This is a genomic window from Pseudoclavibacter sp. JSM 162008 (assembly GCF_041366455.1).
Classification (GTDB): Bacteria; Actinomycetota; Actinomycetes; order Actinomycetales; family Microbacteriaceae; genus Pseudoclavibacter.
In genome coordinates this window covers 59,712-79,927 of the sequence record NZ_JBEWYX010000002.1, presented here as the reverse complement: position 1 = coordinate 79,927, position 20,216 = coordinate 59,712, and the positions used below count along the sequence as shown (strand labels likewise).

General features: G+C 68.1%; 17 protein-coding genes. 14 read left to right on the top strand and 3 right to left on the bottom strand.

Annotated elements, in window-relative coordinates; translation table 11 throughout:
• Nucleotides 1-50 precede the first annotated feature (50 nt).
• Genes mvk through ABVF28_RS01835 form a run of 7 tightly spaced genes read left to right on the top strand, consistent with a single transcriptional unit; the run spans nucleotide 51 to nucleotide 7,287 of the window.
• Nucleotides 51-998, top strand: a complete 948-nt coding sequence (mvk, locus tag ABVF28_RS01865; protein ID WP_179557543.1) for a mevalonate kinase — start codon at nucleotides 51-53, stop codon at nucleotides 996-998.
• Nucleotides 995-2,008, top strand: coding sequence for a diphosphomevalonate decarboxylase (gene mvaD / locus ABVF28_RS01860; RefSeq protein ID WP_371029276.1), 1,014 nt, complete (start codon nucleotides 995-997; stop codon nucleotides 2,006-2,008). Before mvk ends, mvaD begins: the two co-directional genes overlap by 4 nt.
• Complete coding sequence (locus ABVF28_RS01855; protein WP_371029275.1) at nucleotides 2,005-3,093, top strand: phosphomevalonate kinase; 1,089 nt, start codon at nucleotides 2,005-2,007, stop codon at nucleotides 3,091-3,093. Before mvaD ends, ABVF28_RS01855 begins: the two co-directional genes overlap by 4 nt.
• A complete protein-coding gene (fni, locus tag ABVF28_RS01850) occupies nucleotides 3,086-4,171 on the top strand; it encodes a type 2 isopentenyl-diphosphate Delta-isomerase (protein ID WP_371029274.1) in 1,086 nt (361 codons plus the stop codon). Before ABVF28_RS01855 ends, fni begins: the two co-directional genes overlap by 8 nt.
• The gene (locus ABVF28_RS01845; protein WP_104311488.1) at nucleotides 4,168-5,214 is read left to right on the top strand and encodes a hydroxymethylglutaryl-CoA reductase; all 1,047 of its coding nucleotides are present in this window, start codon (nucleotides 4,168-4,170) and stop codon (nucleotides 5,212-5,214) included. Before fni ends, ABVF28_RS01845 begins: the two co-directional genes overlap by 4 nt.
• Nucleotides 5,215-5,240: 26 nt before the next feature.
• Nucleotides 5,241-6,413, top strand: coding sequence for a hydroxymethylglutaryl-CoA synthase (locus ABVF28_RS01840; protein WP_371029273.1), 1,173 nt, complete (start codon nucleotides 5,241-5,243; stop codon nucleotides 6,411-6,413).
• Between the two features lie 31 nt (nucleotides 6,414-6,444).
• Nucleotides 6,445-7,287, top strand: a complete 843-nt coding sequence (locus ABVF28_RS01835; RefSeq protein ID WP_104311490.1) for a universal stress protein — start codon at nucleotides 6,445-6,447, stop codon at nucleotides 7,285-7,287.
• Between the two features lie 102 nt (nucleotides 7,288-7,389).
• Here ABVF28_RS01835 and ABVF28_RS01830 read toward each other — a convergent pair whose 3' ends face one another.
• A complete protein-coding gene (locus ABVF28_RS01830; RefSeq protein ID WP_104311491.1) occupies nucleotides 7,390-7,734 on the bottom strand; it encodes an Lsr2 family protein in 345 nt (114 codons plus the stop codon).
• A 251-nt stretch (nucleotides 7,735-7,985) separates the two neighbouring features.
• On the opposite strand from ABVF28_RS01830, the gene ABVF28_RS01825 reads away from it, so the two are divergent.
• Both ABVF28_RS01825 and ABVF28_RS01820 read left to right on the top strand, forming a co-directional pair.
• Nucleotides 7,986-8,915, top strand: a complete 930-nt coding sequence (locus ABVF28_RS01825; RefSeq protein ID WP_104311492.1) for an AEC family transporter — start codon at nucleotides 7,986-7,988, stop codon at nucleotides 8,913-8,915.
• A 53-nt stretch (nucleotides 8,916-8,968) separates the two neighbouring features.
• Nucleotides 8,969-9,475, top strand: a complete 507-nt coding sequence (locus ABVF28_RS01820; RefSeq protein ID WP_104311493.1) for an HtaA domain-containing protein — start codon at nucleotides 8,969-8,971, stop codon at nucleotides 9,473-9,475.
• Here ABVF28_RS01820 and ABVF28_RS01815 read toward each other — a convergent pair.
• Together ABVF28_RS01815 and ABVF28_RS01810 are read right to left on the bottom strand one after the other, a co-directional pair.
• Complete coding sequence (locus ABVF28_RS01815) at nucleotides 9,472-10,647, bottom strand: App1 family protein (RefSeq protein ID WP_371029272.1); 1,176 nt, start codon at nucleotides 10,645-10,647, stop codon at nucleotides 9,472-9,474. The genes ABVF28_RS01820 and ABVF28_RS01815 overlap by 4 nt on opposite strands.
• 4 nt (nucleotides 10,648-10,651) lie before the next feature.
• Nucleotides 10,652-11,383 carry a DedA family protein gene (locus ABVF28_RS01810; protein WP_104311495.1) on the bottom strand — a complete coding sequence of 244 codons (732 nt, stop codon included), beginning with the start codon at nucleotides 11,381-11,383 and terminating at the stop codon, nucleotides 10,652-10,654.
• A 248-nt stretch (nucleotides 11,384-11,631) separates the two neighbouring features.
• Here ABVF28_RS01810 and ABVF28_RS01805 point away from each other — a divergent pair, with 248 nt between their 5' ends.
• From ABVF28_RS01805 to leuS, 5 genes are all read left to right on the top strand, one after another.
• Nucleotides 11,632-13,059: a cytochrome ubiquinol oxidase subunit I gene (locus ABVF28_RS01805; protein WP_104311496.1), complete on the top strand. Its 1,428-nt coding sequence runs from the start codon at nucleotides 11,632-11,634 to the stop codon at nucleotides 13,057-13,059.
• Nucleotides 13,059-14,087, top strand: coding sequence for a cytochrome d ubiquinol oxidase subunit II (cydB, locus tag ABVF28_RS01800; protein ID WP_371029271.1), 1,029 nt, complete (start codon nucleotides 13,059-13,061; stop codon nucleotides 14,085-14,087). The genes ABVF28_RS01805 and cydB overlap by 1 nt, the downstream gene beginning before the upstream one ends.
• Before the next feature lie 3 nt (nucleotides 14,088-14,090).
• Nucleotides 14,091-15,761 (top strand): thiol reductant ABC exporter subunit CydD, encoded by a 1,671-nt coding sequence (gene cydD, locus ABVF28_RS01795; RefSeq protein WP_371029270.1) that lies wholly within the window; start codon nucleotides 14,091-14,093, stop codon nucleotides 15,759-15,761.
• Nucleotides 15,758-17,437: a thiol reductant ABC exporter subunit CydC gene (gene cydC, locus ABVF28_RS01790; protein ID WP_371029269.1), complete on the top strand. Its 1,680-nt coding sequence runs from the start codon at nucleotides 15,758-15,760 to the stop codon at nucleotides 17,435-17,437. The genes cydD and cydC overlap by 4 nt, the downstream gene beginning before the upstream one ends.
• Before the next feature lie 149 nt (nucleotides 17,438-17,586).
• Nucleotides 17,587-20,136: a leucine--tRNA ligase gene (gene leuS / locus ABVF28_RS01785; RefSeq protein WP_211891574.1), complete on the top strand. Its 2,550-nt coding sequence runs from the start codon at nucleotides 17,587-17,589 to the stop codon at nucleotides 20,134-20,136.
• Nucleotides 20,137-20,216: the final 80 nt, after the last annotated feature.

The following is a 20,216-nucleotide window of genomic DNA, read 5'->3' as shown; positions in this document are numbered from 1 at the left end:
TGCCATCGAGTTTCGACGTGACGTCGCTTGCTTCTCTCGACACTTCTGCGTTGCCGCGAATCGGACGAGCCGTCGGGCGCGGGAGCGCCCACGCCAAGCTCATCCTCTTCGGTGAGCACGTCGTCGTCTACGGAAAGCCCGCCGTCGCGCTTCCGCTCCGTGCCATGCGCATGCGGGCGACCGCATGGCGCGAGGGCACAGAGCCCCGCTTCGAGTCGGACCACTACACGGGCCCGCTCGCTGCCGCCCCCGAGATCGTCGAGGCGCCACGCACGGCGATCGAGGAGACCCTCAGGGCCATCGGGGGCGACCTCGAGGGTCTGACAGTGGCCGTTCGCGGCAACATCCCGCTCGGGCGCGGCCTCGGGTCGAGCGCCGCAGCGGCCGGAGCCATCGTCGACGCGGTCTCGCGGCTCCACAACGTCACGCTCTCCGGCGGCGAGCACTTCGCGCTTGTCCAGCTGGCGGAGCAGGTGGCGCACGGCAAGCCGAGTGGACTCGATGCGCTGGCGACGACCATCCCGTCGCCCATCCGATTCCAGAACGCCAGCGCCGTGCCGGTGCCTGTCGCCCTCGACGCGTGCTTCGTGATCGCAGACACGGGCGTGCACGGTTCGACGCGCCAGGCCGTCGATGACGTGCGCACCTCGCTCGAACGCGACCACGACGCGACGATGACCATCATCGACACCCTCGGTGACCTCTCGGACCTGGCTATCACCGACCTTGAGACCAACGAGGCACGCTCGCTCGGCGCCCGCATGACGCAGGCGCACGAGCTCCTGTCAGCGCTCGGCGTGAGCCACCCAGCACTCGACGAGCTCGTGGCCGCGGCGACGGGTGCAGGGGCGCTCGGGGCCAAGCTCACGGGCGGAGGCCTCGGTGGATGCATCGTCGCCGTCGTCGAGCGCGGCAATGCGTCGGCGGTCGCCGCAGCGTTGCAGGGCGCGGGGGCCATCCAGACCTGGAGCATCACCAGCACGGGCACCCCGCTGTGAGGTCGACTGCCGTCGCCTTCCCGAACATCGCGCTCATCAAGTACTGGGGGAAGCGCGACGAAGCGCTGATCATCCCGCAGACCTCGAGCCTCTCGCTGACGCTCGCCGTCTACCCGACCACGACGACCGTCACGCTCGCGGCGGAGGCCGAGCAGCACCAGGTCCTGCAAGACGGCGCCCCCATGCCGCAGGCGGCGTCCGTCAAGGTGGCCCGCTTCCTCGACCACGTCGGTCAGCTGGCCGGCAGCGCGAGAGCCGCGCGCGTCGAGACGAGCAACGCGGGACCGACCGGAGCAGGCCTTGCGTCGTCCGCCTCCGGTTTCGCTGCCCTCGCTGCCGCGGCTACTGCGGCGTACGGGCTCGACCTCTCTGCACGCGACCTCTCGCGACTCGCCAGGCGTGGCTCCGGCTCCGCCTCGCGCTCGATCTTCGGCGGCTTCGCCGTCTGGAACGCCGGCACCGACGACCTCAGCTCCTACGCGGAGCCCGTGAACGACGCGCACGTCGACGCGGCCATGGTGCTCGGCATCGTCAACGCCGGGGAGAAGCCGATCTCGAGCCGCGACGCCATGCGCCGAACCGTCGAGACCTCGCCGTACAACGCGCCGTGGGTCGAGACGAACCCGACCGAGCTCGCGCTCATGCGCGACGCGCTGCGTCGAGGCGACTTCACCGAGGTCGGTGAGATCACCGAGCGCAACGCGCTCCGCATGCACGCCGCGATGCTCGGCGCCGTGCCTCCCGTCCGATACCTCACCGCGGGCAGCATGGCCCTCATCGACGCCGTGGCGGACCTTCGCCGCGGCGGCCTCGAGGCGTACGCCACCATGGACGCCGGGCCGAACGTCAAGACGCTGTGCCGCTCCGCTGATGCCCCCGCGGTCCGAGCAGCGCTCGCAGCCGCAGCTCCCGGCACCGAGTTCGTGATCGCCGAGTCAGGTCCAGGCGTGGCCGTCTCCGGTCCGGACGACCGGGCCGCGGTCCCAGGCATCCCCGGAGCAACGCGGTGATCGTCGCCGAAGCCCCGGGCAAGCTCTTCGTCACCGGTGAGTACGCGGTTGTCGAACCAGGCAGGCACGCCGTGATCGTGGGGGTCTCCAGGCTCATCCGTGCCCGCCTGCACGCCGCCGCGAACGACGCGGTCAGCTCGGTCCGGTCGCTGCACTTCGGCTCGCAGCCCGTCCCGGTTGCCATCGATGGCGACTCGGTCTCGATCGACGCAGCCGGTGGCGAGCTCGTGCAGGAGTGCATCCGCGTCGTCCACGACCTGGCACGTGAGCGGGGGATCGAGACCTCGCCGTTCGCGCTCGAGATCGAGAGCGAGCTCGACGACGAGCACGGTCGCAAGTTCGGACTCGGATCGAGCGGTGCCGTCGCTGTCGTCACCGTGCGCGCCGTCGCCGAGCACCTCGGTCTCGGCCTCGACGACGACGCGGTCTTCCGCCTCGCGAGCCTCGCGACCATCGAGCTGCGGCCGGCCGCCTCGTGCGCTGACATCGCGACGAGCACGCTCGGGGGATGGGTGCACTACGCGTCGCCCGACCGGCTCGCTGTTCGCGAGCTGCGTCGTGCGAGCGGGGTCGAGGCGAGTCTGAGCGAGGCCTGGCCAGGGCTCGTGCTCGAGTCGCTGCCAGATCCGAGTTCCATGGTGCTGCACGTGGGATGGACCTCAGCGCCAGCCTCGACGGCCGAGCTCGTCGGTACACTCCACGCGGGGGACTGGCGATCGAGCGCCGGATACGCGGCCTTCCTCGGGGAGAGCGACAGGATCACGGCGGCTCTCGTCGCGGCGGTCCGAGCCGACAGCGTCGAGCACGCCCTCCTGGCCATCCGCGACGCGGCCGACAACCTCGAGGCGCTGGACGAGCTGAGCAGCATCGGCATCCGCACCCCCGCGCTGCTGGATCTCATCGCCGCGGCACGCGGCGTCGGGATACCGGCGAAGACCTCGGGGGCAGGTGGCGGCGACTGCGGAATCGCGCTGGCGCCGGCCCGCAACGAGGCACTCGATGCCGCATGGCGCGCCGCCGGCATCGAGGTCCTGGACCTGCACGTCATACCGCACCGTCGAGTTGGAGTTCGCGAACATGGGTAACCGCAAGGACGAGCACGTCGACCTGGCCCTCGAGCAGCGGGCAGGCATCACGCGCAACGACTTCGACGACGTGCGCTTCGTCCACCACGCCCTCGGCGGGATCGACCGCGGGTCCGTCTCGACGGCCGTCGAGGTCGCCGGTGCCAGCTGGCCTGTGCCGTTCTACCTCAACGGCATGACGGGCGGCAGCGACCGCACCGGCGCCATCAACCGCGACCTCGCGGTGGCGGCTCGCGAGACCGGCATCGCCATGGCCGCCGGCTCGCTCTCCGCCTATCTCAAGGATGCCGCCACGGCTCCCAGCTTCCGCGTCATCCGCGATGAGAACCCGCACGGGTTCGTCATGGCCAACGTCAACGCCACCGTCAGCCCGGACGACGCGCGGCGCGCCGTCGACCTGCTCGAGGCGAATGCGCTGCAGATCCACATCAACTCGGTGCAGGAGACCGTGATGCCGGAGGGCGACCGGGACTTCGCTGCGTGGCCGGGGGCCATCGAGGCCATCGTGCAGCGAGTCGGCGTTCCGGTCATCGTCAAGGAAGTCGGATTCGGGCTCAGCTCGAAGACGCTCGCACGCCTCGCCGAGCTCGGAGTGCCATACGCGGACGTCAGCGGCCGGGGTGGCACGGACTTCGCCAGGATCGAGAACTCCAGACGGCGCCTGGGCGACTACGCCTCTCTGGTCGGCTGGGGACAGTCGACCCCTGAGGCGCTCATCGAGGCGGACGCCAGTACCTCGCCCACGCCCGTCCTGCTCGCCTCGGGAGGCGTGCGAACGCCACTCGACGTCTTGAGGGCGCTTGCCCTCGGCGCGCGCGCCGTCGGCGTATCCGGCCACTTCCTCGAGGTGCTCGTCGAGGACGGCCTGGAGGCGCTCGTCGAGCACATCCGCTCCTGGCAGGATCAGCTCGCTGCGCTGCAGACCATGCTCGGCGCTCCCACTCCTGCGGCTCTGGGCCAGCAGGAGCTCATCCTCCACGGCGCGCTCCTCGAGTTCTGCGCCTCCCGCGGCATCGACCCGGCCGTCGTCTCGCGAGCCCGCGGGCGCGGCACCCTCCCATCGAAAGGACAGCGATGAGCACCGAGCTCCTCGACCACGCACCAGTTCCGCTCAAATGGGTGGGTCCAGTCCGCGTGACCGGCAACGTCATGGAGGGTGAGCAGCTCGTCCCGCTCGCGACCTACGAGCAGCCGCTCTGGCCCTCGGTCGGCCGCGGCGCCAAGATGTCCATGCTCGTGCCGGACGGCATCAAGGCGACCCTGATCGACGAGCGCATGAGCCGCTCGGTGCTCTTCGAGGCCGACGACGCCGGCGTCGCGCTCACGGCGCTCCACGAGATCCAGTCGCACATGCACCTGCTGCAGGAGGTGGTCGCGACGAGCAGCCGCTTCGCTCGCCTCATCGACCTGCACGCGCAGATCGCCGGCAACCTGCTCTTCCTCAGGTTCGAGCTCACGACCGGCGACGCGTCCGGCCACAACATGGTGACGCTCGCCTCCGAGCGACTCATGGACTTCATCCTGCGTCGCTGGCCAGAGCTCCGCTACGAGTCGATCTCGGGCAACTTCTGCTCCGACAAGAAGGCGACCGCGGTCAACGGCATCCTCGGCCGGGGCAAGAACGTCGTCACGGAGCTCGTGCTCCCGCGGCGCACCGTCGAGCGCTGGCTCCGGTCGACTCCGGAGAAGATCGCCCAGCTCAACGTGCGCAAGAACCTCATCGGCACGATGCTGGCTGGCGGCCTTCGAACGGGCAACGCGCACTACGCGAACATGCTCCTCGGCTTCTTCCTCGCCACGGGGCAGGATGCGGCGAACATCGTCGAGGGCTCGCAGGGAATCACCCACGCCGAGGTGCGCGACGGAGACCTCTACTTCTCGTGCACGCTGCCCAACCTCATCGTCGGGAGCGTCGGCAACGGCAAGGGGCTCGACTTCATCGAGGCGAATCTCGAACGCCTCGGCTGCAAGGAAGACCGCGAGCCCGGAGCGAACGCTCGGCGACTGGCCGTACTGTGTGCGGCAACCGTTCTCTGCGGCGAGCTCTCCCTCATGGCAGCCCAGACGAACCAGGGCGAGCTGATGGCCTCGCACATCAAGCTGGAACGCGCCGCGAACTGAGCGACGCGCGGAAACGAGCGAACACTATGACAACACCAATCGGCATCCACGACCTCGCCTTCGCGACGGGGTCCCGAGTGCTCGACCTCTCGGTGATCGCCGAGCGGCTCGGCACTGAGATCGAGAAGTACACCATCGGCATCGGCCAGGAGCGGATGAGCATCACCGCCGCCGACGAGGACGTCGTCACGATGGGAGCGGCGGCAGCCAAGCAGATCATCGACCGGCACGGCACCGAGGGCATCCGCACGGTTCTCTTCGCGACGGAAACCGGCATCGATCAGTCGAAGGCGGCCGGCGTGTACGTGCACCAGCTGCTCGGTCTGCCGGCCACCTGCCGAGTCGTCGAGCTGAAGCAGGCCTGCTACTCGGCCACCGCCGCGCTGCAGTTCGCCACGGCCCTCGTCGCACGCGACCCGCGGCAACGCGTGCTCGTGGTGGCGAGCGACGTCGCGCGCTACGAACTGGGTTCGAGCGGTGAGCCGACCCAGGGGGCCGGCGCAGTCGCCATGCTGGTGGCTGCCGATCCGGATCTTGTCGTCATCGAGCCAGGCTCAGGGGTGTTCACCAGCGACATCATGGACTTCTGGCGTCCGAACGGCCAGGTCACCGCGCTCGTCGACGGCAAGTACTCGATTCGCGCGTACCTCCAGGCCGTGGAGAGCGCGTGGAACGACTACACCGAGCAGGGCGGATTCCCCATCGGCGACTTCCACCGCTTCTGCTACCACCAGCCGTTCACCAAGATGGCCGCTAAAGCGCACCGCCACCTCATCAAGACAGCAGGAGGTGACCTCGAACCGGCGGCTCTCGACGCCCAGATCGCGCCCACACTGCGCTACAACAGGGTCATCGGCAACACATACACCGCATCGATCTACCTTGCGCTCCTGAGCCTGCTCGACAGCGAGGAAGAGCTGGAAGGCAGCCGTATCGGCTTCCTGAGCTACGGCTCCGGAAGCGTGGCGGAGTTCTTCGGCGGCACGGTTCAACCCGGATATCGAGAGCACTTGCGAACCGAAGAGAATCGAGCAACGCTCGCGAATCGCGTTCCCATAGATGCCGCACAATACCTGGAGTGGCATGAACGTCGGGATCCGACCGAGTTGGGGGAGTTCACGCTCCCGAACGAGACGGAGGGTCCATTCCGGTTGGTCGGTTTCAGCGACCTCAAGCGCGAGTACGCCGCTACGCAGTGATTCCACTGGTGGGTGGGGCTAGCATTCGGGTATGAGCGAGAACATCACCGTCGGAGTCGCTGGTAACCATCCTGGAATCGTCGCGACGCGGTGGGCGGCAGCCCGCGCGTCACGCGGACGGAAACGCCTGAAACTCGCGCATATCGTCGATCCGAGAATTGCGGGTGCCGGGAATCCAGACCTCATGATCGAAGCGGAGTCGGCTGCGGCGCGCATCCTGCAGGAGGCGACCGAGGCGGCGCTCGCCGTCGACGCCGGCCTCGACGTGGAGACCGTCGTGCTGACGGGTCCGGTCATCGAGACCCTCGCCGAGCTCTCGAAGTCCTCCGGCCTGCTTGTCGTGGGCAGCAACCGTGGTGACGCTCCTGGACGCGCGAGTGGCACGCACAGCGTTCGCGTCGCCGCTGCCAGCGAATCTCCGGTTGCGGTCGTCCCGGACACCGATCTCTCGGCCCGACGCGGCGTGGTCGTCGGTGTCGACGGGTCGGACCTCTCGGAGAATGCCCTGGCGGTGGCTGCGGAGGAGGCGAGTCGCGCAGGGGAGCCTCTCATCCCCGTGCACGCCTGGCATGCCCCGAACGTCTACGGAGGGGGCGTCATCGTCACGGGTGACTTCTTCGACGAGCTGCGTCTCGCCGCAGAGGAGACACTCTCGCTCGCCCTTGCGGGCCTGAGGGGCCGCTACCCAGACCTCGAGATCACCCCGGTTGTCGTCGAGGGCATTCCGGACATGGCCATCCTCGACGCCGCGCACTCGGCGTCCCTGGTCGTCGTCGGCAGCCGGGGGCGGGGTGCCTTCGCAAGGCTCCTGCTCGGTTCCGTGAGTCATGGAGTCCTCGCGCACCTCGAGACGCCGACGATCGTCGCCAGATAGCGACGGCCGGTACAGGAAGAGGGCCCGACGGCTTCCGCCGTCTGGCCCTCTTCCTGCGTCTGGTCTCGAGAGGTGAACCCACGAGACCTCTCGGGTTCGTGCTTACGCGTTGGCTGCTTCGTAGTCCTCGATGATCGAACCGGGAATGCGACCCCGGTCGGAGATCTTGTGGCCCTCGGCGCGAGCCCAGGCGCGGATAGCGGCCAGGTCCTTCTTCGGGCGGTTCGAGGTGGAACCGGCCGACTTGGACTTGCGCGACTTGGCTACCGTGCGGGCGGCCGAGACGTAGTCGGCGAGTGCGTCACGGAGCTTCTTGGCGTTTTCGTCCGAGAGATCGATTTCGTAGTCGGTTCCGTCGAGAGCGAATTGAACCGTTTCGCCTTCGCCTTCGGCGAGTGAACTCGAGTCGATGTCGTCGACGAGCTGGTAGATGACTTTCCGAGCCATGGGATCCCCTTCGTTAATTGCAGACCGAGGACATGTTAGATGATTATCCGGTGATTTGAATCCAGGTTTCTTCTGGCTGGGGAGTTTGCGCCCTATGCACTGCGTGAGCTAGGTGGCGACACGATGAGAGAAAAGTCTCCCGAAGTCATTTCGGTTCGCATCCGAGTTCCTCGTGAATTCGTCGGTGGAGCGCGTGGTCGCACTCACCAGCGTCACCCGAGAGCGGCGGGCAGGATACGATCGCGGAAGCTATGAATGTTCTTCAGGGATTCGCGGTCATCGCGGTCATCGTGACCGTGGGCGTGTTCCTGGCACGCAGCGGTGTACTCGGGCAGACCGGGCAGACCGGCCTGTCCAAGCTCGCATTCAACGTCGCGACCCCAGCTCTGCTCTTCACACTCATGGCCGACGCGCACCTCGAGGTGCTCTACTCCAGGCAGTTCGTCGTCACGGCGATCGCCATGACCGCTGTGGCACTCATCTACACCGCCGTCGGCGCCCTCCGCAGATGGGGGCTCGGGACGACGACGTCCGGCGCCATGGCGGCCAGCTACGTCAACGCCGGGAATCTCGGCATCCCGATCGCGGTCTACGTGCTCGGCGACGCAACACTGGTCGCACCCGTGATGCTCGGGCAGCAGCTCATCATGGGTCCGGTCTTCATGACGCTCCTCGATATCGCGTCCAGGGACGACGACGCGCCCCGACTCCGGTGGTGGCAGATCGTCCTCCGCCCCTTCCGCAATCCCATCGTCATCGGAGCGCTGGCTGGCATCGCCGTGAGCGCGTCCGGCGTCACGATCCCTGGGTTCCTGCTCGACCCCATCGAGCTCCTCGGAGGCATGAGCGTCCCCGCGATGCTCCTGGCGTTCGGCATGTCCCTCTGGGGCAACGCCATCCCCTTCCGTGAGCCCGACCGTGCGCCCGCGATCGTCGCCACCGTGCTCAAGGTGTTCGTCCACCCGGCTCTGGCCTGGCTCATCGGAGCGTGGCTGTTCGGTCTCGACGGTGCGGCGCTGCTCATCGTCGTCGTGACCGCGGCGCTGCCGTCCGCGCAGAACGTCTTCACCTATGCGAGCAACTACGGGGTCGGGATGCGTGTCGCGCGCGAGACGATTCTGGCGACGACCTTCCTCTCGGTTCCGGTCATCTTCGTCGTGACCCTGCTGCTCTCGAAGTAGCGCGCGCAGATTGCCGCTGGCGCTTCGAATTCGAGGCGGGCTAGCTTTGTTGCATGGAGCTCTGGCGTGGAGAACTGCGATGGCCGATCAAGTCGTCCTTCGTGGAGTACGTGCGTCGCTCGGGTGGCGACGTGCGCGTGGAGGGCGGAGCGTTCGTCGACGACGATGAGTTCGCCTATCCGCGAGGCGCCACCGACTCGGCGTGGCTGGCTGGAGAATCGCCGGTGGGAAGCGCCAGCTTCGTCGGCTCGGTGAGGCTCACGGGGCACGGAGGCATGCTCGACGTGACGTTCCGGAACCCGCAGCTCGTCTTCGACGGCGATGGCGCGAGGCTCGTCGTGCAGGGTGAGGACGGTGCGCTGATCGACTTCGCGAGCTGCGAGGTCGGGACGCCGCTCATCCGCGATGACGTGGCCGAATGGCTCGGGGTGCGCGTGATCCTCACCCCGGCGGGCTCGAGCGTCTTCAACGGCATGTACCGCCCGTACTCGGAGATGGACTCGCTGAACTTCACGCTCGCCCTGGGGCGCACGCAGTCCCCTCGAGAGGAACGCGCCTAGTCCACGGTTGCGACGACGGTCTCTTCCGGGGCCTCGTCCGTCCTCGTGCCCGGCGCCTGCGTCAGGTCCGGCAGGATGCCCGCCTCCGTGAGCTGCTTGGCGAGGCCAGCGCCATCCGGCGCGTACACCCACGGCACCGGCGCGTTCTTGCGCCAGTGCGCGCTTGCCGCGCGGCCGCCCGCGAGCACAGCCTCGCTCGTCGACAGCTGCCGGATGGCGATGGCGAGCACGCGGTCAGGGTGGCGGCTCGTGAACTCGCCGTAGATCTGCTCGTCATGCTGGCCGTCGTCACCCACGAGGATCCACTTGATGTCGGGGAACTCACGGGCGAGTCGGTCGAGGTTCGACACCTTGTGGTCGAGACCGGACCGGAAGATGCGCTCCGGGGTCGGCCCCCAGTCGGTGAGCAGCAGGGGACCGGCGGGGTAGAGGTTGCGACCGAGGAAGCGAGCAAGCGTCGGAGCGACGTTCCACGGACCGGTCGACAGGTAGACGACGGGCGTCTCGCTGCGCCCGAAGGACGTGAGGATGCGCTCGGAGAGCACGTTCATGCCGGGCGTCGGGGTGCGCGCGTGCACATCGAGCACGAAGGTGTTCCACGCTGCGAGCATGGGGCGGGGGAGTGCCGTCACCATGACCGTGTCGTCGATGTCGGACAGGAGTCCGACGCGCTGCTCGTCGGCGACGATGAAGACCGGGGCCGTGCTCGTCTGCCGGTCGAAGCTCTCGAAGGTGATCGTGTTCCAGCCCGGCGCGAGGTTCGCGGGCAGGTTGATGTCGATGATGCCGCCCCGGTCGGCCTTGACCGCGTGCCGGACGCCATCGATGATGACGGTCGCGGGCACATTCCCGGCGGATACCCGTGCGAAGCTCCGCCAGCCGCGGACGACCGATTCACGGCGCTTGCGCCTGAGGAGCCTCGAGAGGCTGAAGCGGCGCCTGCTGCCGGGAGGGGCCATGTGGACGCGCGCGAGCGCTCTGACCCACGTCGTGGTCCCGTACCCCGTGTAGGGCTCGAGGACGGTGAGGTAGCCGCGCTTGCGTACGAGCTTGACTCGCACGAGGCGGACGCGGTCCTCGATTCGGAAGGCGTTCTCGATGACGGCCCGCACGGGCCTGAGCCCAAGCATCCAGCGTTCGAGCGGGGACTGGGCGTCGGAGGTCGGCGTCACCCGCTCATCCTCGCACGCCGGCGGTCTCGGCGTCTGAGTTGTCCGCGTCCGTGTTGCCGCCATCCGGCCCGGCCTGCTCGTCGGCTGCTCGAGCTGTCGCCTCGTCGAGGTCGCGGTTCATGACCTTCCCGATGGATCGCTTCACGAGCCACATGATGAAGAGGAACACGACGATGACGCCGACGAAGAGGTAGCCGGCCCAGTGCAGCGACGAGGAGAGCTCCCTGAAGCCGGCCGACGCCCCAGCTGCGGCACTCACGTAGGCGGTCGACCAGATGACGCAGGCCGGAATGGTCCAGGCGAGGAATCGTCGGTAGCGCATGCCGCCCATGCCTGCGGTGAGCGGCACGAGGGAGTGCAGGACCGGGAGGAATCGAGAGATGAGGACCGCGGGGCCGCCGCGACGCTGGATGAGGAGCTCTGCTCGCTGCCAGCGCTCGTCTCCGAGCCAACGGCCCACTCGCGAGGCGCGGATCCGTGGTCCGAACGTGCGGCCGAGCCAGAACCCGAAGGACTCGCCGAGCAGCGCACCGACGATCGACGCGGCGATCGTCAGGACCCAGGGGAGCGGGGCGTCTATGCCCGTGCTGAGTGCGAGCAGGACGGTCTCGCCGGGAACGATGAGCCCGATGAGCACGCTGGTCTCGAGCAGGATCGCGACGCCCACCAGCACGATCCGCCAGACGGGAGGCACGGATTCGATGTACTCGAGGGCGGTCTCGATCAGCTCGTTCATGATCTCGTCCCCGCATTCATGTCCGCGACTCTAGAGCCAGAAGTTTGGCGTCTCTGGGGATTCTCCACCGTTACCGTTTCGTTACACTTACTACATAATGTAGAAAAGCCTGGTCGCGGAGAGGAAGGGCGCCAACTTAGGGGCTCCTATTCGACAAGATGTAGGAGAAGTCGGCGTACCATCGAGTTCAGGAATCGCGCTGCGCTTCCAGGGCCTCGCGCCCAACCCGAGACGCATCAGGAGGCCCCGTGGACGCCCTGCTGGATCCACTCATTCTCGCGCGGTGGCAGTTCGGTGTCACGACGATCTACCACTTCCTCTTCGTGCCCGTCACGCTGGGCCTGGTCCTCGCCATCGCGATCTGGCAGACGGCATGGGTGCGCACGGGCAAGGTCACGTACCTGCGACTCACGAAGCTCTTCGGCAAGATGTTCCTCATCAACTTCGCCATGGGCGTCGTGACCGGCATCGTGCAGGAGTTCCAGTTCGGCATGAACTGGTCTGACTACTCGCGTTTCGTCGGCGACGTGTTCGGGGCCCCGCTCGCGTTCGAAGGACTCGTGGCGTTCTTCCTCGAGGCGACCTTCATCGGGTTGTGGATCTTCGGCTGGGACAAGCTGCCGCCGAAGCTGCACCTCGCCACCATCTGGATGACCATGATCGGAACGTGGACCTCGGCCTACTTCATCCTGGCCGCCAACGCGTTCATGCAGAACCCGGTCGGGTACGAGATGAACGAGGCCAACGGGCGAGCTGAACTCGTCGACTTCGGTGCCGTGCTGACCAACCCGGTTGCGCTCGCCGCGCTGCCGCACACGATCTTCGCCTCGCTCATGGTGGGAGCGGCCATCATCATCGCGACCGCCGCGTGGCACCTCAAGCGCGACCAGAACCACGACGTCATGTGGCCCGCCCTCAAGTTCGGCCTCTGGTTCATGCTCGTCGGCGGCGTCGGCACCATGCTCAGCGGCGACCAGCTCGGCCTCGCCATGGTCGAGGCGCAGCCCATGAAGATGGCGGCCGCCGAGGCTCTGTACACGACTGCCACCGGCGCGGACGCATCCTTCTCGGTCTTCACATGGGGAACCCCGGACGGCTCGTCCGAGCTCTTCTCCATCCGCATCCCCTACCTCCTCTCGTTCCTGTCGACGCACACGTTCGACGGAACGGTCGAGGGCATCAACGATCTGCAGGCGCAGTACACGGCGCTCTACGGTCCGGGCGACTACGCGCCGATCATCTGGGTCACGTACTGGTCCTTCCGCTGGATGATGGGCTTCGGCATGGCGTCCATCGCGGTCGCCATGGCCGGCCTCTGGGTGACGCGCAAGAAGGCGAAGAACCCGCCGAGGAAGTGGATGTTCAACGTCGCGATCCTCACCGTCCTGTTCCCGACGCTGGGCATCACGGTCGGATGGATCTTCACCGAGATGGGACGCCAGCCCTGGCTGGTGTTCGGGCTGCTCAAGACCGAGTCCGGAGTCTCCCCGAACGTGAGCGGCCTGAGCGTGCTCATCTCGCTCATCGCGTTCACGGTCGTCTACGCGATCCTCGCGATCGTCGAGGTGAAGCTGCTGCTGAAGGCGGCTCAGTCCGAGCCGCCGAGTTTCGATTCGAATGCCGATGGCACCGTCGACGACGTTGCCGATGTCAAGGTGAAAGCGAGCGTCTACTGATGGATCTGCCCGTCCTCTGGTTCTGGATTGTCGCGTTCTTCTTCATCGGGTACTTCGTGCTCGACGGCTTCGACTTCGGCGTCGGCATCGCCCTCCCGTTCATCGGCAAGGACGACACCGACCGGCGAGTGCTCATCAACACGATCGGCCCGATCTGGGACCTCAACGAGACGTGGGTGATCGTCGCCGGGGCCGTGCTGTTCGCATCGTTCCCCGAGTGGTACGCGACGATCTTCTCCGGCTTCTACCTGCCCCTGCTGCTCATCCTGCTGGCGCTCATCGTCCGAGGGGTCTCGTTCGAGTACCGGCACCAGGGCAAGGGCGTCGAATGGACGAGATGGTTCGACTGGATGATCTTCGTCGGCTCGATCGTGCCCGCCTTCCTCTGGGGCGTCGCGTTCGCGAACATCACCCAGGGGCTAGCGCTCGATGAGAACTTCAACTACGTCGGCTCGTTCTTCGACCTGCTGAACCCCTATGCGCTGCTCGGCGGGCTCACGACGCTCACGCTGTTCTTCTACCATGGGCTGGTGTTCATCACGAGGAAGACCGAGGGGGAGATCCTCGACCGTGCTCGCGCGCTCGCCCTGAAGGTAGGCGTGCTCGTCGCGGTGCTCGCGATCACGTTCCTCGGCTGGACGGTCACCGCGAACTTCTCGATCGCGGGCATGATGCTCGCGATGGTCGCCGTGCTCGCGTTCGTCGGCTCGTACGTCGGCACGCTGCTGCGTCGCGACGGCATCGCCTTCGCGCTCGGTGCTCTGACGGTGGCCACGGCCGTGCTCACGCTGTTCGCGTCGCTCTTCCCCAACCTCATCCCGAACACGCTCGACCCGGCCAACCCGCTGACGATCATCAACGGCTCCTCCAGCGACTACACGCTGACGATCATGAGCTGGGCCGCGCTCATCATCGTGCCGTTCGTGCTGGGGTACCAGGCGTGGACCTTCTGGGTCTTCCGGAAGCGCATCAGCCGCACCATGATCACGGGAGAAGCGCCCAAGGAGCCAGCGGCCGTGGCCGCCTAGCCTGTGAAACCCCTCGACCCCCGACTCCTGAGCCACGCCGCGTCGGCACGAAGCTTCTTCGTGCTCGGCGCGGCCCTCGGGGTCGTGCAGACGGCATCCGTCATCGGCTTCGCCTGGCTGGTCACCCACCTCATCGTGTCGGCGATCGCAGGCGAGCGCGTCAACGAGCTCCTGCCCTGGTTCGGGGCGCTGCTCGCGGTCATCGCAGCGCGCAGCGCCGCGACCTGGGGCATGGAGGCGGTCTCCGCTCGGGCTGCGGCGAAGGTGAAGAGCGAGCTGCGCTCGAAGCTGCTGGCATCCATCGCGAAGCTCGGCCCGGCCTGGCTGGCCAGCACGTCGAGCTCCCGGCTCACGACACTTGCCGGACCGGGGCTCGGCGCCCTCGACACCTACTTCTCGAAGTACCTTCCACAGCTCATCCTGACGGCCATCGCAGCGCCCGTGCTGATCGTCGTCATGGCGATCTGGGACCTCCCCTCCGCCATCACCGTCATCATCACCCTGCCGCTCATCCCCGTCTTCATGATCCTCATCGGGTGGGCGACGCAGAAGGTGCAGCAGCGGCAGTGGTCGGCGCTCTCGACGCTGGCGACGGGGTTCCTGGAGGTCGTCGAGGGGCTCTCGACGCTCAAGATCTTCGGCAGAGCCGAGCGGCAGCCCACGCGTATACGACAGGTCACCGACGACTACCGGGTCGCGACGATGAAGGTCCTCCGCCTCTCGTTCATGTCCGGGTTCGCGCTCGAGCTCCTCGCGAGCCTCTCGGTGGCGCTCATCGCCGTCACGATCGGCATCCAGCTCATCAACCGTGAGATGTCGCTCGAGGTGGGACTCTTCGTGCTGCTGCTCGCGCCTGAGGTGTACCTTCCGCTGCGCCAGGTCGGCGCCCAGTTCCACGCGGCGGCCGATGGCGTCGCGGCGTCCGAGGACGTGTTCGCGGTGATCGAGGAGGCCGACGCGGCCCCCGGTGATTCGCAGACCGCTGCGCGGGGTGCATCCGACGCGGGACGCCCGGGCCCGGGCAGAACCCTGGGAGACCTCGTGCTCAACGATGTCACTGCCGGCTACGAGGGTCGGTCCGTGCTGCGGCATCACAGCCTCGTCGCCCCGGCTGGGGAAGTGACGGCGATCGTCGGCCCCTCTGGCGCGGGCAAGTCGACGCTGCTCGCCGTCGTGCGTGGCACGGTCGACTCGGTCGGCTCCGTGAGTGTCGGCGGCGAGCACCTGACCGGTGAGGCGCGTCGGGCGGCCATCGCGTGGATGGGCCAGTCGCCGTCGCTGATCGAAGGAAGCGTCGCCGAGAACGTGGCCCTCGGTCAACCGGACGCGAGCCCGGAAGAGGTGCGCGCCGCGCTCAGCGCCGCTGGCCTCGCGTCCCTTGACGCAGATCGGATGCTCGGCGTCGCCGGCGCGGGTCTCTCCGGCGGGCAGTCCCAGCGCGTCGCCCTCGCCCGCACGCTGTTGCGAGCGCGTCGCCTCGACTGCCCTGTCGTGCTGTTCGACGAGCCGAGCTCGGCGCTCGACGCCGAGACCGAGCGTCGCATCGCGGCGGCGTTCCGGGCCCTCGCCGACGAAGGGCGCGTCGTCCTCGTCGTCAGCCACCGGCGAGCGCTCGTCGCGTCCGCGGACTCCGTCCACGCCGTCGAACGCATCGATGCGGTGGTCAGCTCATGACCCGTCTCCAGGAGCGCCCGTCCGCCGATGAGCGCCGGATCCTGCGCCTCGCCATGCCGTCTGCGCGTCGCCTGTGGCCGTCCATCGCGATGGGGCTCCTGAGCGCCATCTGCGCCGTGGCCCTCCTCGCCACGAGCGCCTACCTGCTCACGCGGGCCTCGGAGATCATCCACATCCTGCTGCTCGGCATCGCCATCGTGGGAGTCCGCGCGTTCGCCATCGGGCGTGCGGTCTTCCGCTACGTCGAACGGCTGCTCGGACACGACGCCTCCTTCCGGCAGCTCGCGGAACTGCGCGTCGGGGTGCTCGAGCGGCTCATCCCGCTCGCACCCGCCGGCCTCGCCACGCATCGTCGCGGCGACCTGCTGACCCGGCTCGTGAGCGACGTCGACGAGCTGCAGTTCCTGCCGCTCCGAGTCGCGCAGCCCCTCATCATCGCGGGGCTCACGTCGACGCTCGCCGTCGTCGGCATCTGGCTCGTGAGCGCGCCCGCAGCGATCGTGCTCGCGCTCTGCCTCCTGCTGGCTGGCATCGTCGCGACAACGACGAACCTGGCAATCTCCGGCCGCGCCGACCGGGAGGCCGCGCCGCTGCGCGCGGCGCTCAACGACCGCATCTACGAGACCGTCTCCAACTTCGAGACGCTCGAGGCCTACGGAGCCCTCGACGCGAAGCTCGCGGAGGTCGACGCGGCAGACGCGCGCCTGCGCGACGCGCTGGTCTCCCGCGCCAGGGGCAGCGGTGCGGTCGCAGGGTCCGTGATGCTCTTCTCGGGCTTCGCGACGGCCGGCGCCCTCGCCGTCGGCATCAACCCGACGGTCGACGGCACCCTGCTCGCGCCCATGCTCACCCTCATCGCACTCGTGCCGATGGCCCTCTTCGAGATCTTCGCGCAGGTGCCCCAGGCGGTGGCCGCCTGGCGTCAGGTCAGGGCGAGCGCGGTTCGTGTCGCCGACGTGGCACCGGGGGATGCACCGAAGAGCCTGCCGGACGCCCAGTTGCTTCCGGAACCGCGCCAGGGGCCGACCCGACCGGTGACGCTGGCACTCGACGGCGTCTCCGCGTTCTGGCCCGGCGACCCCGAGCCCGCGATCCGCGAGATCTCCCTCGAACTGGCACCCGGCGACCGGCTGCTCGTCGAAGGCGAGTCTGGTGCCGGCAAGACGACGCTCGCCAACGTGCTCGTCCGGTTCCTGGACTACGAGGGCTCGTACCAGCTCAACGGCGTCGAGGCGAAGGAGTACGCGCCCGCGCAGGTGCGCGGAGTCGTCGGACTCGTCGAGCAGCGGCCCCACATCTTCGACGAGACCGTCAGACAGAACCTGCTGTTCGCGAAGCCGGACGCCGACGACGCCGAACTCGAGGCCGTCCTCCGCCGAGTGGGGCTCGGAGCATGGCTCGAAGAGCGGGGCGGACTCGAGGCCAGAGTCGGCGAGCACGGCTCGCTCGTGTCCGGCGGGCAGGCGCAGCGCATCGCCCTCGCGCGCGGCATCCTGGCAGACTTCCCGGTGCTCGTGCTCGACGAGCCGACCGCCAACGTCGACCCTGCGCTCGCCGACCGGCTCGTGGCTGAGCTGCTCGACGCATCCGGTGCCGAACGCTCGGTCGTGATCATCTCGCACACCCCCGTCGACCCATCCCTCGTGACTCGCGCGCTTCGCCTCGGCTGCGAGTAGTCTTGGGCGTTGGTGTGCAACGCGAAGAGCCCCGTGCTTCGCGGGAATCCCGTCGCTCGCGGCGAGACCCACCCTCCGTGCAGCAACCGGCAACGCGATGAGATCTCCTCACCGCCGAGCGACCTGCAAGAAAATGGAAGAGGAAATCTGTGACCGAAGCGACAGGCGCTGAGCCCCAGGACTACGACTTCAAGGCTCTCGAGGCGAAGTGGTCGGCTGAATGGGATCAGCTTCAGCCTTTCGCGACGAACCTCGCGGGCGACGACCGCCCGCGCAAGTACGTCCTCGACATGTTCCCGTACCCCTCCGGTGACCTGCACATGGGCCACGCTGAGCAGTACGCGCTCGGCGACGCCGTCGCGCGCTACTGGCGACACCAGGGCTTCAATGTCCTGCACCCCATCGGCTGGGACTCCTTCGGCCTGCCCGCCGAGAACGCCGCCATCAAGAACGGCGGCGACCCCAAGGACTGGACCTACGAGAACATCGGGCAGCAACGCGCCTCCATGAAGCGCTACGCGGCGTCCTTCGACTGGAACCGCGTCATCCACACCTCCGACCCCGAGTACTACCGCTGGAACCAGTGGCTGTTCCTGCAGATGTACGAGCGGGGCCTCGCCTACCGCAAGTACTCCGACGTGAACTGGTGCCCGAACGACCAGACCGTGCTGGCCAACGAGCAGGTCATCGACGGGCACTGCGAGCGCTGCGACGCGATCGTCGTGAAGAAGAAGCTCAACCAGTGGTACTTCAAGATCACCGACTACGCAGACCGGCTCATCGACGACCTCAACCAGCTCGAGGGTCACTGGCCGCAGAAGGTCATCACGATGCAGCGCAACTGGATCGGGCGCTCGCTCGGTGCGGACGTCGACTTCGTCGTCGAGGGCCGGGATGAGCCCGTCACGGTCTTCACCACGCGACCAGACACGCTCTACGGCGCGACTTTCATGGTCGTCGCTCCGGACTCCGACCTCGCCGCAGAGCTGGCCGAAGGCGCGAGCGACGAGGTGCGCGAGCGCTTCGCGAAGTACCTTGCCGACACGCGCGCGCTCGACTCCATCGACCGCCAGTCGAGCGACCGCCCGAAGACGGGCGTCGACCTCGGGCGCTTCGCCATCAACCCCCTGAGCGGCGAGCGCCTGCCGATCTGGGCGGCCGACTACGTGCTCGCCGACTACGGAACCGGCGCGATCATGGCCGTGCCCGCGCACGACCAGCGCGACCTCGACTTCGCGCGCGCCTTCGACCTGCCGGTCAAGGTGGTCGTCGACGTCACGCAGGCCGTCACGGGCGTCATCCCGATCATCCCCGAAGACGGCTCAATGCCAGAGTTCGAGGACCTGCACCCCGCAAAGACGGGCGAGGCGCTGTCCGGCGACGGCCGACTCACCAACTCGGGGCCGCTCGACGGGCTCTCGAAGCGCTCGGGCATCCAGGCCGCCATCGAGCTCCTCGACGAGCGCGGCACGGGGCGCGCCGCCAAGAACTACCGGCTGCGCGACTGGCTGATCTCCCGCCAGCGCTACTGGGGCACGCCCATCCCGATCCTGCACGGCGAGAACGGCAAGGAGGTGCCCGTGCCGCTCGACCAGCTGCCCGTGCGCCTGCCCGAGGCCGAGGGCCTCGACCTGCGACCCAAGGGCGCCTCGCCGCTGGGCGGCGCCACCGACTGGGTGAACACGGTCGACCCCGAGACGGGCGAGCCCATGCTGCGCGACACGGACACCATGGACACGTTCGTCGACAGCTCCTGGTACTTCCTGCGCTTCCTGTCGCCGAACAACGAGCTCGCGGCCTTCGACGAGAAGACCGCCTCGAGCTGGGCGCCCGTCGACCAGTACGTGGGCGGCGTCGAGCACGCCATCCTGCACCTGCTCTACGCGCGCTTCATCACGAAGGTGCTCTACGACCTCGGGCACGTCGACTTCACGGAGCCGTTCTCCGCGCTGCTCAACCAGGGCATGGTCGTCATGGACGGCAAGAAGATGTCGAAGTCGAAGGGCAACGTCGTGAGCCTCTCGGCGGAGCTCGACCAGTACGGCGTCGACGCCGTCCGCCTGACGATGCTCTTCGCGAGCCCGCCGGAGGACGACGTCGACTGGGCCGACGTGTCGGTCGCGGGCTCCGGCAAGTTCCTCGCGCGCGCCTGGCGCATCTCCGGCGAGGTCACGAGCCCCCTCGGCGTCGACTTCGGTGAGGGCGACCGGGGCCTGCGTCGCGAGACGCACCGGTTCCTCGCCGACGTCCCGCAGCTCGCGAGCGGGTTCAAGTTCAACGTCGTCATCGCGCGGCTCATGGAGCTCACCAACGCCACCCGCAAGGCCATCGACTCGGGCGCAGGCCCGGCCGACCCCGCCGTGCGCGAGGCCGCGGAAGCCATTGCGGTCGTGCTCGACATGTACGCACCGCACACGGCGGAGGACATGTGGGAGCGCCTCGGCCACGAGGGCAGCATCTCGCACGTCAAGTGGCCGACGGCCGCCCGCTCGCTGCTCACGCAGGACCAGGTGACGGCAGTCGTCCAGGTCAACGGCAAGGTGAAGCACCGCCTCGACGTGCCCCCGACCATCGACGAGGCGTCGCTCGAGCAGCTCGCGATCTCGTCGCCGAAGGTGCAGGCCGCCATCGACGGGCGCGAGATCGTCAAGATCATCGTTCGGGCCCCGAAGCTCGTGAACATCGCCGTGAAGGGGTAGCAAGCCCCCTGCTGAGAGGCGCCCGACGCGCCCCGCTCACCCGAGCGGGGGCGCGTCTGCGCGTCTGACCGCCTTCCTCA